The following is a 14,269-nucleotide window of genomic DNA, read 5'->3' as shown; positions in this document are numbered from 1 at the left end:
TCGCTGCCTTTTTTTAGAAACCCTATTCATTTATTTGGATAGGGTTTTTTGTTTTATATGGTTTTGGGAAGCTGGGTTTATATTTTGAAATGACCGCGTGAGGGATGGGAGTGGCTACCGTGTAGCCCGGACAGCCCGGCCCGTAGGGACACGCCATAATTATATAAATCATACGCATAGTTCTGTAAGAAGGGTTAGAAGCTTTATGGCGAAATTTACACAGTTATTATTCTTTAAAACAGAAAATAAATGACCCTGAATTTTACCTATAACTTTAAATTAGTAGAACTATGAAAAGAGTAATTTTAGTAATCGCAATGATTACGCTATCAACGACGGGTGTTTTGGCACAAACAGATGAGAAGACGGGAACGGATAAACGTTCCGATTTATCTTTGGGAATTAAAGGAGGCGTTAATTTATCGAATGTTTATGATTCGGAAGGTGAAAATTTTGTAGCGGATTCAAAATTTGGTTTTGTAGCGGGTGGTTTTATTACTATACCTATAGGGAAATTTTTCGGAATACAACCAGAGTTGTTATTCTCGCAAAAAGGATTCAAATCAACAGGAGTGTTTTTAGGAAGTACCTACGAGATGACCAGAACAACTGATTATATTGATGTGCCGCTTTTGGTTTCTTTCAAACCGGTAGAAAGTGTTTCACTTTTATTTGGGCCGCAGTTTTCTTATTTGTTAAAACAAAAAGATGATTTTAAAGGCGGTACCATTTCATCAACGCAAGAGGATGAGTTTAGCAATGATAATATTCGTAAAAATACGTTTTGTTTAACTGGTGGTGCTGATTTTAACATGGATCATTTGGTGTTAGGTTTAAGAGCGGGTTGGGATGTAAAGAATAATAATGGTGATGGCACTTCGACCACGCCGCGTTATAAAAATATGTGGTATCAGGCAACTATTGGGTATCGATTTTAGAAATGATATTGTTTATAAAAGTAAAAAGCTCCTGAATTTCAGGAGCTTTTTGTTATTTGTGTATCAGGATATTTTTTAAAATGAAGCCTAATAATTTTAATTCTGCAACAATTAGTACAATATAAATTAATAATCTTAAGCCAAAATCCCATTTCTTATAGTCGCTGCCAAAAGCTCCATACAAGCCATGAGTTAAATAACCAATCACAAGAAAAGGCATTACAGTGTTAGAGAAATAGCATAAGAATACCAATGGAGCTACAAATTCAAAGAAATCCATAAGATTGCTGAACAATGTAAGGATGATGATTCCCAAATACATCATTCCGAAAATAATCAAATGTTCGCTGTAAAATAGTTTCCTTTTGTTGAATAAAATAAAACTATTCATTGAAAAGGCAGGAATGGCTAAGGCAAGAAAGAACTTAATGTATTTTGAAATAAAATTTAAAGCAACTGAACTGGGTTCTGATATTGCATCGGGTGCAGCATAGGAAGTATAATGTTTTAAAGAATAGAGGTATTGATTTTCAATAAAAATCCCCAACCCAACTAGTAACAGGATTAAATAGAAAACATTGTAATAACGAATTCTTTTTCCTGCTATGTAATCTAATGCTGCCTTTCCGGGCCTTACTAAAGCTTCTTTGGCGGTAAACAAAATCCCTTTTTCAAAATGCCAAACACCGTGTAGAATGTCATGAAATATAAAGTGCCTGAAAGTAATTCTATGTGTATCGGCCTTTTGACCACAATTGGCACAGAATTTCCCAGCTATTGGAACTTCACAATTTAAACAGTTAGCGGAATGGCTCATAGCAATATTTAGTTTTAGCAATACTACAAAAAAAGTGCTTTGTCAGAAAGCACTTTTATAATTTTAATTATTGTTTTCTATCCACAATCGGGCATTGACAAAGGCTTCATACCACGGAGAAACTTCCTCTTTTTTATCATTTGGATAATGCGCCCAGTTCCAAGGGAAAGTAGAACGCTCAATATGAGGCATCATCACCAAATGTCTTCCGGTAGTATCACACATCATGGCGGTGTTATAGTCAGAACCGTTTGGATTAGCTGGGTAACCTTCGTAAGCATATTTGGCCACAATATTATATTGATTTTCATCGTAAGGCAGTTTGAATTTTCCTTCTCCATGGGATACCCAAACACCCAATGTAGTTCCGGCTAAGGTTTTTAGCATTACCGAATGGTTTTCCTGCACTTTGACCGAAGTAAAAATACTTTCGTGCTTGTGACTATCGTTATGCTGCATTTTGCCGTGAATCGCATGCTCCGGATTCACTAATTCCAATTCCATAAACAATTGACAACCGTTGCAAATTCCAACCGATAAGGTGTCCTCTCTTTTGAAGAAATTCTTTAGAGCTTGGTTTGCTTTTTCGTTGTATTTGAAGGCGCCGGCCCAACCTTTAGCAGAACCTAAAACATCCGAATTCGAGAATCCACCGACAGCTCCGATGAACTGAATGTCTTCCAACGTTTCACGTCCCGAAATTAAATCGGTCATGTGCACGTCTTTGACATCAAATCCGGCTAAGTACATCGCATTGGCCATTTCCCGTTCAGAATTGCTTCCTTTTTCACGGATGATGGCGGCTTTCGGACGTGGTTTTGTCGTGTCAAGTATTGGTTTTAAACCTGTAAAATGAGTTGGGAATTGATATTGTAAAGGTTGATTTTTATAATTGTCAAAACGTTCCCGGGCTTTGTTGTTTTTGGTTTGTTTTTGGTCTAACAAATAGGAAGTTTCAAACCAAACATCCCGCAAAGTCGAAATGTCGAAAGTCAAAAATCCCAAGTCTAATGATGCTGATGCCGTAACATTTCCAATTTTGAAATATTCAATTCCGTCTAATGCTTTTTCAAATGCAGCATCGTCTTTGGCTTGAAGTACCAATCCGATATTTTCAGCAAATAAAATCTTCACTAAATCTTTTTCTTTGAATGAACTAAAATCGATTTTAGCTCCCAAATGAGTATCTGCAAAACACATTTCCAATAAAGTGGTAATCAAACCACCACTTCCAATGTCATGTCCGGCCACGATTTGTCGGTCTTTGATTAAATTTTGAATTGTATTAAATGCTTTTTTAAAGAAAGCAGCATCTTTAATCGTTGGCGCATCGTTTCCGATTTTGTTTAAAACCTGAGCAAAGGAACTTCCTCCCAATTTAAAATCGTCTTGCGACAAATTGATATAATAAATCGAACCACCGTTTCTTTGTAAAACCGGTTCTACCACTTTAGTTATATTGGAGCAATTTCCGGCCGCCGAAATAATCACCGTTCCCGGCGCAATCACTTCATCATTTGGATATTTTTGCTTCATGGAAAGCGAGTCTTTCCCGGTAGGAATGTTGATGCCTAATTCGATAGCAAAATCAGAACAAGCCTGAACCGCTTCGTATAAACGGGCATCTTCGCCTTCATTTTTACAAGCCCACATCCAGTTGGCAGAAAGCGAAACGCTTTTTAAATTCTCTTTTAGCGGAGCAAAAACAAGATTGGATAACGCTTCGGCAATTGCATTTCTACTACCTGCAGTAGGATTGATTAAAGCAGAAATTGGTGAATGCCCAATAGATGTGGCAATTCCTTCTTTTCCATTATAATCCAAAGCCATGACGCCCACGTTATTCAAAGGCAATTGTAATGGTCCGGCACATTGTTGTTTGGCAACTTTTCCACCTACACAACGGTCGACTTTATTGGTCAACCAATCTTTACAGGCTACAGCTTCCAAACGCAATACCTGTTCTAAATAAGTTGGAATGTTGTCTTGTGTATATTGTAAATCGGTATACTTTCTTTTAATGGTTTTGTCTGCCATGATGGTTTTTGGCGAACTGCCGAACATGTCTTCTAAAGCAAAATCCATTGGCTTGGCACCTGTTGTTTTGCTTTCAAAAGTAAAGCGACTATTATTGGTGACATCTCCCACCTGATACATTGGAGAGCGCTCTCTGTCTGCGATTCTTTGTAAAGTGTCGATATCTTTTTGACCAATCACTAGGCCCATTCTTTCCTGGGATTCGTTTCCAATGATTTCTTTGGCAGAAAGTGTTGGATCGCCCACAGGCAGCTTATCTAAATTAATCAAACCTCCGGTTTCCTCTACCAATTCCGAAAGACAGTTCAAATGCCCACCGGCACCATGATCGTGAATGGAAACAATTGGGTTTTCATCGCTTTCCACCATGCCACGAATGGCATTGGCTGCGCGTTTTTGCATTTCGGGATTCGAACGTTGGATGGCGTTTAATTCAATTCCGGAACCAAAAGCACCAGTATCGGCTGAGGAAACAGCAGCACCGCCCATACCGATTCGGTAATTTTCACCACCCAAGATGACAATTTTATCACCGGCTGTTGGTTTCTTTTTGATGGATTGGTCAAGTTTTCCATAACCAATACCACCGGCTTGCATGATGACTTTATCGTATCCTAATTTTCTGTTTTCTTCTTCGTGTTCAAAGGTTAAGATTGAACCGGTAATTAGCGGCTGTCCAAATTTATTTCCAAAATCCGAAGCGCCGTTAGACGCTTTGATTAAAATATCCATTGGCGTTTGATACAACCATTTTCTTTCGTTCATGCCTTTTTCCCAAGTTCTGTCATTTTTCAAACGAGAATAGGAAGTCATGTAAACTGCCGTTCCGGCTAAGGGTAGAGAACCTTGTCCGCCGGCAAGTCTATCGCGAATTTCTCCACCGGAACCCGTTGCAGCACCATTAAAAGGCTCAACCGTTGTTGGGAAATTGTGTGTTTCTGCTTTCAATGAAATGACAGAATCGAATTCTTGGGTTTGATAGAAATCAGGTTTGTCGGCACTTTTGGGAGCGAATTGTGTCACTCTTGGGCCTTTGATAAAAGCCACATTGTCTTTATAAGCCGAAACAATATCGTTAGGGTTTTCGGCTGATGTTTTCTTGATAAGTTTGAAAAGAGAGGTTTCTTTTTCTTCACCGTCAATAACAAAAGTTCCGTTGAAAATTTTGTGACGACAGTGTTCTGAATTGACTTGCGAGAAACCGAAGACTTCTGAATCGGTTAACTTTCTGCCAATCTTTTTAGAAACATTATTCAAGTACTCAACTTCTTCAGTACTTAATGCTAATCCTTCCTGTTGGTTGTAAGTGGCAATGTCTTCAATTTTCAGAATGGGTTCCGGTTGGATGTTGATGGTGAAAATGTCCTGATGTAGTTCGTTATACTTTTGCAAGAGCATCGGATCGAAATCGTTGAAATCAGTGGTAGTGTTTTGAAATTCTTCGATTCGGATGATGCCTTCAATCCCCATATTTTGGGTGATTTCTACAGCATTGGTACTCCAGGGTGTTACCATAGCGGCACGTGGGCCAATAAAAAAATCCGTCAGGACGGATTTTTCTATTTTATTTGCGTTGCCAAAAAGCCAGTTTAATTTTGAGATAGTTTCTGCCGAAAGTTCGTTTTGCGATTGTACGGCAAAAACAGTAGCACTTTCGTTTCCGAAGAAATGAATCATTGTATTATTTTTAGTTGTTGTTGTAGTTGCAAATTTAGGGTAAATAAACGAAACCTAAAATCAGTTTTTTAAAATTAATTACTAGTCGGAAACGTAATATGCTGATACGCTCCTAAATCAATGTTTGGCAAAACACGAGGTGTACCAATTAAATCATTGGAAACCCCAACATCATTGCCAAAACCATTGCCGGCCGAATCATCGCCAATCATCAATTTATTGGTGTAAATGTCAAGAAAATCAACAGTGCCGTTTTTGATAATGTTGGTAGCATCATTCAAGAAAGTATAATCAGTATTATTGGTATACGAATTATTGCTGTTGTTGAATTTGATTTGGCATTTACTGAAAACCGGAGCCGTCCAATTGGTTTCAGGACTGATAGTGCTCTTTTTGAAAAGCAGCTCAATTTGATTGGAACCAAAAATGATACAGTTGTAGAAATTAGCTTGTTCTAAATGGTATGCCATTTGTTGGTTGGTAGTACTATCAGTATAATAATTATCAATAAGCACAGCCAATTGACTCGAACTCGACCAATTGTTATTGAATGTACATTGCTTGAACTCATAATTTCCGCCAAGAGTACAAGCCAATGAGGCCACACCGGCAGTATTGATTACTATATTTTCGCCTTTTATCTTAGCCGTTTTGGCATAAATTCCCATTTGAGAACTATCATAAATTTGGGTGTTTTTGATAGTAGTAGTGGTTCCGTCATTGTTATCAATTAATAATCCTACCGTGGCATTTTTCAATGTCAAATGATCAATTTCATTATTGGTACTGCCATCCGTTAACCAAATGGTTCCCCATTGTCCGGGAATATCCGAGAAGTCTGGTTCTAATCGGTCGCCTTCAATTATGACTTCGTTTTCTAAAGCAGCCGTTGTAGAAGCTTGGCCATTAATTTTTAAAGTTCCGCCATTGCCTACAATCAAACCGGAATCGGCATGAAAATGTATCCGCGCGCCCTTATGAATGTTTAAGGTTTTGCCACTTGGGACTGCGGCATAGCCATAAATAACATAAGGTTTGTCGTTACCCCATTCGTATTCATTGCCGTTTATAGGATCGTTGTTATCGAGGTAAAAGCCATAAATATTTTGATCACCAATAGGCAGCGTTTCAGTTGAGCCATCATCAAATCGTTTTGGATAAAGAAAATAAGCATCCTGAATCAACGTTACCAGTTCTACTTTTTGAAAATTAGCACCGCTGTCAAATTGAATTTGGTCGGTATATAAGAAATCAGTTGGATTGGCTTGAGCTACATCGGCAGTTACTTCAATAAAAATATACAAACTGTCTTTGGCCAACAATTCTACATCGTGAAAAATTCGGTTATTGTCTCCGGTCATGCCATCTACGGTCATTCGGTATTTCGAATTTTGTCCTTTGCCTAATTGTATCGTTGGAATTTTGATGTCTTTATCACTGTGGTTGTAAACTTTCAAAGTATAAGTACTCGAGCCAATATTGGTGAAAACAGTGTCCAAATAAACAGTATCTCTTGAAAACGATAAATCGCCCTTGCTGGCTTCAAATACAAAATCCTGACGACAGGAACTCAGGGTAATGGCTAAACCAATAAAAAATAGAATAATGAATTTACGCATTGGTATCTTGAATTTTGGTAAATGTAAGTATTAATTTGAAAATTTGGAAATGTGCCAATTTGAAAATGGTTTCATTTTGGGAATTCTCTTTATGGATAACGGAAAAATTGTCGTTTTAGTATTCCGGATGGCTCAAAGCGACTTTTTATTTCGTTTGCCAATGCCAAATAAATAGTATTTTTACAAAAAAAAAAGCTATGTCCTTTGATAAAGATAAAATACTCCAACTTTGTAACGAGTGGAGTAGAAACACCCTAATGCAGACTTTAGAAATTGAATACATCGATGCGGGTGAAGATTTTTTAACTGCCAAAATGCCGGTCAACTCGAGAGTGCATCAGCCTATGGGCTTGTTGCATGGTGGCGCCACAGTGGCTTTGGCCGAAAGCGTGGGGAGTGCTGCTTCGCTACTGTTTATCAATCACGAAAAACAAGAAGTTCGCGGTATTGAAATCTCTGCCAACCATTTGAAAAGCAAACGGGAAGGCACCGTTTTTTGTACGGCCAGAATTATTCATCAGGGAAGAAGCATTCATCTTTGGGAAATAAAAATCACCGATGAAAACGATAAACTGATTTCACTTTGCAAACTCACCAACATGATTTTATCACGCCGCTCATGACCGATTTGTTTCTAAAAGTCAAAATTCAGCAAGAGCAGCAATTGCCCTTTGTGTTGTTTTGTAAACCAAATTCGGATAAAATGGTAGGGCTTTTTCAAAAGAACGACCATCTCTATTTTTTGGAAAATTTTCAGGAAACCGGCTTTGTTTTTGCTCCGTTTGATGGCGTTGCCATTCCTTATATTCCTCAAAAATATTCGGATGTAATGGTGGAAAAAGTAGCAGCAGCCGATTTTTATTTTGAGAAAGTTGCTTCAGAGAGTACAGATGAAAAAGCAAAAGCTGCTTTCGAAAACTTGGTGCAAAAAGGAATTGAAGCTATTGAATCAAAAGAATTCCAAAAAGTGGTTTTGTCACGAAAGGAAATCATCAGTCTCGATGCGTTTTCTTTGGAAACCGTTTTTAAAAAACTGATTCAGAGTTATCCAACCGCTTTCAAATATTGTTTTGTTCATCCGAAAATAGGCCTGTGGATGGGAGCTACGCCAGAGCAGTTTCTGAAAATAAACGATAAAAATATCCAAACCGTAGCTTTAGCAGGAACACAAACTGCAGCAAGTTCAGCTCAAGTCATTTGGCACGAAAAGGAAAAAACAGAACAGCAATTGGTTACCGATTTTATTTTAGAAGGGTTAAAAGGTTTGGTAAGCGAGCTTACTTTTTCAAGTCCGTATTCTGTCCAAGCGGGCAATATTTGGCATATTAAAACCGATATTTTGGCGAAAGCCAAATCCAAAAAAGCAATTCCGGAAATCATCACAGCACTCCATCCAACATCGGCTGTTTGTGGTTTACCAAAGGCATCAGCTAAAGAATTTATTTTGGAAAACGAAAACTACAATCGGGAGTATTATTCTGGGTTTTTGGGCGAATTGAATATTGATTTAGCTACATTCCGAACGCAACAATCCGATTTGTTTGTCAATTTGCGCTGCATGAAAATTGTGGGCGAAACAGCAGAACTTTTCGTGGGTTGTGGCATTACCAAAGACAGCATTCCTGCCGATGAGTTTACAGAAACCGTGAATAAATCGATGACAATGAAAAAATGTATTGGCTAAGTTGTATTTTTGTCACATCAAACTGGTATTATGAAATTAGATATATTAGCTTTCGGCGCGCATCCCGATGATGTGGAATTAGGGTGTAGCGGGACTATTGCTAAAGAAATTTCCTTAGGAAAAAAAGTGGGGATTATTGACTTAACCCGTGGCGAATTAGGTACTCGCGGTTCGGCTGAAATCAGAGATTCAGAAGCGTTATTGGCGGCAGAGATTTTAGGAATTGCTGTTCGTGAAAACCTAAATATGCGTGATGGTTTTTTTGTGAATGACGAAAAGCACCAACTCGAAGTGATTAAAATGATTCGGAAATACCGTCCGGAAATTGTGATTTGCAATGCGGTTGATGACCGACATATTGACCACGGTAAAGGAAGCAAACTCGTTTCGGATGCTTGTTTTTTATCGGGTTTGCGAAGAATAGAAACTTCGTTAAACGGACAATCTCAGGAAGCCTGGCGCCCAAAAGTAGTTTACCATTATATTCAATGGAAAAACATTGAACCTGATTTTGTGGTGGACATCTCTGATTTTATTGCCAAAAAGGAAGCCGCTATTCTGGCTTACAGTTCTCAGTTCTATTCTGAAAATTCAAAAGAACCCGTAACGCCGATTGCTACCAAAAATTTTCTGGAAAGTATTCACTACCGCACTCAGGATTTTGGGAGATTGGTAGGGGTGGAATATGCCGAAGGTTTTACGGTTGAAAGGTATTTGGCTGTCAATAGCTTAAGCGATTTGAGATAAAAAATTAAAAATAATCTTTGCAAAAGAAAAGAATTGTAATATATTTGCACTCGTTAAAAATGGTGGTTGTAGCTCAGCTGGTTAGAGTATTGGTTTGTGGTGCCGAGGGTCGCCGGTTCGAACCCGGTCAGCCACCCAGAAACGCAAAAGTCCCGAGAAATCGGGACTTTTTTTGTTTTTATAGAAATCTTAAATTATTGTCCATCCGTTTTATCCACTACCAATCGGTCTTTTCGGTTGGCAATTTCCCAGGCAATGGCAAAACCCAATTGCGCTCTTTTGGTTAAAGCGTCAAATTCTATTTTGTTGACTTTATCGGTGGGTTTGTGGTAATCTTCGTGAGTTCCGTTGAACAGGAATACCGAAGGAATGCCGTTTTTGGCAAAGTTGTAATGATCTGAGCGATAGTAAAAACGATTAGGATCTTTCTTGTCGTTGTATTTATAATCAAGGTCAAGATGAATGAATTCCTTATTTACGCTTTCGCAAATGGTGTACAAATCGGATGATAAATAATCGGAACCAATAACATAAACATAATTGCTGGAATCTTTATGGAAGCTATCTCTTCGGCCAATCATGTCAATGTTGATATCGGCAACCGTATTGGCTAATGGAAACAAAGGATTCTCAGAATAGTAGCGCGAACCGTGTAAGCCATGTTCTTCGCCGGTCATGTGTAAAATCAGGATGGAACGTTTTGGTCCGTGGCCTTCATTTTTAGCTTTTTGAAAGGCTGCTGCAATTTCCATAATGGCTACTGTTCCCGAGCCATCATCATCAGCACCGTTATGGATTTCCCCATTTTTTATGCCAAGATGATCGTAATGTGCTGAAATGACTACTATTTCATTAGGTTTTTCAGAGCCTTCAATAAAGGCCCAAATGTTTTCTGAATCGGGCAGGTTCTCGTTGTATTTAGCATTTAGAAACGCCGCCGGGATGTGTTGGTAATAATCACTGGCACCTTTTGGAAAGCCAACACCATGACTTTTGTAAAAATCAATTATATAGCGACCGGCTTTTTTTTGTCCTTCGCTTCCGGTGTCGCGCCCTTGCATCTCATCAGAAGCAATTTTGGTCAAATTGGCCCGCAAGCTTTCAATGGATATAGCATCGAGATAATTAGTATTCGAAGTGGCTACACTTTTTGATGTAACTGTGGTTTTTTGAGTAGCACAATTAGTAAAAAGAACAGTCAGGATAAACAACAGTGTTGCTTTTTTGAGTAAGGCCACAAGATTTGATTTCATAATTAATGGATATTAATGAAAGTGTAAATGATAAAAACCAGAAGCAAAATTCCCATCAGAATCGAATTAATAACAAACATAGCCAAACTTTTCAGGAATGATATCGCTCGGGTTTCGCCATAAAAACGATGGTGTGCCGGGAAGAAATAATACAACATCCAAAAATAACCTACACCAACTCCAAGATAAGTAATGCATTGGGTAAACGTATTTTCGACAAAGCAGTTCATTATTTTTCTGAAAAAGAAAATCAAGAGCGCAGAGAGCAATAAAAAGGAGAAGTAATGCAAGGTAAAGATACCGTGATCAAAATAGAACCAACGTTTTTTGCCATGGAATAGCCACAGCACAAAAGCAAACAACGGCATGTAAATAAACAACGCTTTGGGGAAGTTGTGTCGGGCTTCTTCCAAAAATTTCTCCATCATTTCCTCTTTGGTGTTTTTGGCTTTTACCAATAACGTTTTTTTGGTAATCATGTATTCAAAATCATTTAACCTATCCTCAGCCGGACCGTATTTTTGCAAGGAATCCAATTCCTTTAGGTTTTTATACCCAAAATTTATAAAGTTTTCATTTAGTTGGGCATTGGTGAGATGTTTCTCTTTTTTGGCTTTTTCATCGGCTTTTAAAATCTCAGAAAATTTCATGGCTTTTTTTGAAATGACACTGTCTTTGGTAACCCCATTTTTATCTTTTACGGGAACTGTAGTCGTTTGATCTGTTTTGACCAATTCATCTTTATTGGTTGGAAAAATAGCGGTCAGAAAGAACGTTATAAAACTGATGAAAATATACAAACGCACCGGAGCCAGATAGGAAAGACGCTTGCCCGAAAGATATTCTTTGGTCAGCGATGCCGGTTTGAAGAATAAGTTTTTGATGGTTTTCCAAAAAGCATTTTCATAATGCGTTAAATCCTCAAAAAAGTGGATGAACAAATGATGAAACGTTTTACGGGTATCCGTGTTTTCCTGCCCACAGTTGGGACAAAATCGGTTATCAACAACGTATCTACAGTTTAAACAGGTTTTATCTTGGCGCAGCGGACTTTTGGACATAACGTTGTAATAAAATTCGATACGTAAATCTATTAAATTTATTTCTATTTTTGAGGAACAAAATCCAAAACCATGCAATCCAAAGCGCAAACTCCGCAAGAGTACTTAAACGAATTACCTGCAGATAGAAAAGAAGCCGTTGAAAAACTTCGAGAGGTGATACTCAAAAATTTGCCCGAAGGATTTCAGGAAGTAATGTCTTATGGGATGCTAGGGTATGTGGTTCCTCACAGTATTTACCCCAACGGTTATCATTGTGATCCTAAGTTACCGCTGGCGTTTATGAATGTAGCTTTGCAAAAAAACTTTGTGGCGCTGTATCATATGGGAATTTATGGCAGTAAGGATTTGCTGGATTGGTTTGTGGCCGAATATCCAAAACATTCCAAAGCCAAGCTAGATATGGGGAAAAGCTGCATTCGATTTAAAAAGATGAATGACATTCCGTATGAATTGATTGCCGAATTGACCCGAAAAATCTCAGTGCAGGATTGGATTAATTGTTATGAAAAAATATTGAGAAGAGAAAAAGCATGATACATATTGAAAAAAACACAGATGATAATTTTGCTGCTATCAGAGCTATTGCCAAAGAAGTGTGGCCGGTGGCTTACGGTGCGATTTTAAGCGAAGCCCAATTAGACTATATGATGGATATGATGTATAGTATTCCGGCATTGCAGTTGCAGGCTGGTGACAAAAAGCATCGTTTTATTTTGGCCAAAGAAGAGGATCGCATTTTGGGCTTTGCCGCTTTTGAATTCAATTATGCCAAAAAACCTAAAACAAAAATCCACAAAATCTATATTTTAACCACAGCACAGGGGAAAGGTATCGGAAAGCAACTCATAGATTTTATTGCCAATGAAGCCAAGCAACGTCATCAAAAAGGGTTGATTTTAAATGTAAATAAGAATAATAAAGCGATTCGCTTTTACGAAAGCATAGGTTTTTCGATTAGCTTTGAAGAAGTTATCGATATTGGCAACGGCTATGTAATGGACGATTATGTGATGGAAAAATCAATTTAAAAGAACAACAATTCATGGCGTTTTTAAAAAAAATAAACAGCAAAGCCAAGGCAGATGCCAACACAGGATTTGGAACCAATGCTTCCAGTTATGGTGGCCGATTTATTAATAAAAGCGGTAATGCCAATATAAAAAAGTCGGGAATTGGTCTTTTTGACAGCATTAGTTGGTATCATACGATGCTCAATATTCCGCGTTGGAAATTCATGGTGATTATTGTGGTTTTCTATTTTTCGGTCAATTTTATTTTTGCCAGTATTTACTATGGTATTGGTGTAGAACATTTAAACGGAGTTGTAGCAACGTCGACCATAGATAAATTTGGGCAGGCCTTTTTCTTTAGCATCCAAACGTTTACCACTGTTGGTTACGGACATATCAGTCCGAGTGGCTTTTTAACAAGTTTTACTGCTGCTGTTGAGGCTTTGTTTGGTTTGTTGAGTTTTGCTATTGCTACGGGTTTGTTTTACGGAAGATTTAGTAAACCCAAAGCATTCATTCGCTTTTCGCACAACGCTTTGATAGCCCCTTATGGAACCGGAACCGGATTAATGCTGAGAATGACGCCCTACAAAAATGCGAATCTTACGGATGCAGAAGTAAAAGTGACTTTGGGAATGGTACTGGATGAAGGAGGGAAGCTGGTGAACAAGTTTTATACATTGGATTTAGAATTAGCCAAAATCAACTCTTTAACTTTGAGCTGGACATTGGTGCATCCTATTACTGAAAGCAGTCCGTTGTATAATTTTACCAAAGAAGATTATGAAAATATCAATGGAGAAATTCTGGTTTTTCTAAAGGTTTTTGACGACATGTTTAGTACTACTGTGGCCAAGCGAACTTCCTATTCTTTTTCAGAGATTGTGTATGGTGCTAAATTCATTCCAATGTATTTTAGAAGTAATGATGAAAACAAAACCGTTCTGCATATTGATAAACTGAATGCTTTTGAAAAAGTAGAACTATAAAAAAAAGTCCCGAGCAATCGGGACTTTTTTATAACTATGAATACGATTTTATTCTTTTATGAATTTTTGAGAATAATCTTTTCCTTGTGCATCTCTTAACAATAAGATGTAAGTTCCAATGGCTAATTTATCCACATTTATACTGTGATTTGTTATTTCAGACTCCAGTACCATACGACCATTTAAGTCATATACCTGAGCTGTTTTTAAATCAATGGAACTGGTGTTGTTCATCGCAATGTTGATAGTGTTTTTAACCGGATTTGGATACAATCTAAAGGCAGTATTGTTGAAAGAGTTCACTGCGAGAGTAGAACCTTCAACCACTGTAAGCATTTGGTTTGGTGTAACATTATTAATAGTGTCTACAATTCCCGAAGGCCATTTGATGACCACTTTAGTAATACTGGTAGCCTGACCAAGACCAAAATGGG

13 protein-coding genes and 1 tRNA gene are annotated in these 14,269 nt (G+C 37.9%); 8 read left to right on the top strand and 6 right to left on the bottom strand.

The window, feature by feature from the left end:
- Positions 1 to 290 precede the first annotated feature (290 nt).
- Positions 291 to 938 (top strand): porin family protein, encoded by a 648-nt coding sequence (locus tag V7D82_RS12105; protein WP_333601240.1) that lies wholly within the window; start codon positions 291 to 293, stop codon positions 936 to 938.
- A gap of 52 nt (positions 939 to 990) precedes the next feature.
- Here V7D82_RS12105 and V7D82_RS12100 read toward each other — a convergent pair whose 3' ends face one another.
- From V7D82_RS12100 to V7D82_RS12090, 3 genes are all read right to left on the bottom strand, one after another.
- The gene (locus V7D82_RS12100; protein ID WP_333601239.1) at positions 991 to 1,755 is read right to left on the bottom strand and encodes a DUF3667 domain-containing protein; all 765 of its coding nucleotides are present in this window, start codon (positions 1,753 to 1,755) and stop codon (positions 991 to 993) included.
- Between the two features lie 63 nt (positions 1,756 to 1,818).
- Positions 1,819 to 5,469, bottom strand: coding sequence for a phosphoribosylformylglycinamidine synthase (purL, locus tag V7D82_RS12095; protein WP_333601238.1), 3,651 nt, complete (start codon positions 5,467 to 5,469; stop codon positions 1,819 to 1,821).
- 74 nt (positions 5,470 to 5,543) lie between these two features.
- Complete coding sequence (locus tag V7D82_RS12090) at positions 5,544 to 7,088, bottom strand: hypothetical protein (protein ID WP_333601237.1); 1,545 nt, start codon at positions 7,086 to 7,088, stop codon at positions 5,544 to 5,546.
- A 197-nt stretch (positions 7,089 to 7,285) separates the two neighbouring features.
- Here V7D82_RS12090 and V7D82_RS12085 point away from each other — a divergent pair, with 197 nt between their 5' ends.
- The 4 genes from V7D82_RS12085 to V7D82_RS12070 all read left to right on the top strand — a co-directional run bounded on the left by V7D82_RS12085 (position 7,286) and on the right by V7D82_RS12070 (position 9,655).
- On the top strand, positions 7,286 to 7,711 hold the full coding sequence (locus V7D82_RS12085; RefSeq protein ID WP_333601236.1) for a PaaI family thioesterase: 426 nt from the start codon (positions 7,286 to 7,288) through the stop codon (positions 7,709 to 7,711).
- On the top strand, positions 7,672 to 8,772 hold the full coding sequence (locus V7D82_RS12080; protein WP_333601235.1) for a chorismate-binding protein: 1,101 nt from the start codon (positions 7,672 to 7,674) through the stop codon (positions 8,770 to 8,772). The genes V7D82_RS12085 and V7D82_RS12080 overlap by 40 nt, the downstream gene beginning before the upstream one ends.
- 30 nt (positions 8,773 to 8,802) lie before the next feature.
- On the top strand, positions 8,803 to 9,519 hold the full coding sequence (gene bshB1 / locus V7D82_RS12075; protein ID WP_333601234.1) for a bacillithiol biosynthesis deacetylase BshB1: 717 nt from the start codon (positions 8,803 to 8,805) through the stop codon (positions 9,517 to 9,519).
- A 62-nt stretch (positions 9,520 to 9,581) separates the two neighbouring features.
- A tRNA-His gene (locus tag V7D82_RS12070) sits at positions 9,582 to 9,655 on the top strand.
- A gap of 58 nt (positions 9,656 to 9,713) precedes the next feature.
- On the opposite strand, the gene V7D82_RS12065 is transcribed toward V7D82_RS12070, so the two are convergent.
- Positions 9,714 to 10,772, bottom strand: a complete 1,059-nt coding sequence (locus V7D82_RS12065) for a M28 family metallopeptidase (RefSeq protein WP_333601233.1) — start codon at positions 10,770 to 10,772, stop codon at positions 9,714 to 9,716.
- A gap of 2 nt (positions 10,773 to 10,774) precedes the next feature.
- Positions 10,775 to 11,833: a DUF3667 domain-containing protein gene (locus tag V7D82_RS12060; protein ID WP_333601232.1), complete on the bottom strand. Its 1,059-nt coding sequence runs from the start codon at positions 11,831 to 11,833 to the stop codon at positions 10,775 to 10,777.
- Between the two features lie 72 nt (positions 11,834 to 11,905).
- Between V7D82_RS12060 and V7D82_RS12055 the strand changes: the two genes are divergently transcribed.
- From V7D82_RS12055 to V7D82_RS12045, 3 genes are read left to right on the top strand one after another with little or no spacing between them, the layout of a single operon-like run.
- A complete protein-coding gene (locus tag V7D82_RS12055; RefSeq protein WP_333601231.1) occupies positions 11,906 to 12,370 on the top strand; it encodes a DUF1801 domain-containing protein in 465 nt (154 codons plus the stop codon).
- Positions 12,367 to 12,864 carry a GNAT family N-acetyltransferase gene (locus tag V7D82_RS12050; RefSeq protein WP_333601230.1) on the top strand — a complete coding sequence of 166 codons (498 nt, stop codon included), beginning with the start codon at positions 12,367 to 12,369 and terminating at the stop codon, positions 12,862 to 12,864. The genes V7D82_RS12055 and V7D82_RS12050 overlap by 4 nt, the downstream gene beginning before the upstream one ends.
- A 14-nt stretch (positions 12,865 to 12,878) precedes the next feature.
- Positions 12,879 to 13,835, top strand: a complete 957-nt coding sequence (locus V7D82_RS12045; RefSeq protein WP_333601229.1) for an ion channel — start codon at positions 12,879 to 12,881, stop codon at positions 13,833 to 13,835.
- A 48-nt stretch (positions 13,836 to 13,883) separates the two neighbouring features.
- On the opposite strand, the gene V7D82_RS12040 is transcribed toward V7D82_RS12045, so the two are convergent.
- On the bottom strand, positions 13,884 to 14,269 hold a 386-nt coding region (locus V7D82_RS12040; protein ID WP_333601228.1), incomplete at its 5' end, for a T9SS type A sorting domain-containing protein.

Origin of the sequence: Flavobacterium sp. (assembly GCF_036741995.1) — a bacterium.
In the GTDB taxonomy this organism is placed as follows: domain Bacteria; phylum Bacteroidota; class Bacteroidia; order Flavobacteriales; family Flavobacteriaceae; genus Flavobacterium.
Note: the sequence above shows the minus strand (reverse complement) of the source record. Positions and strands in the feature narration are given on the sequence as shown.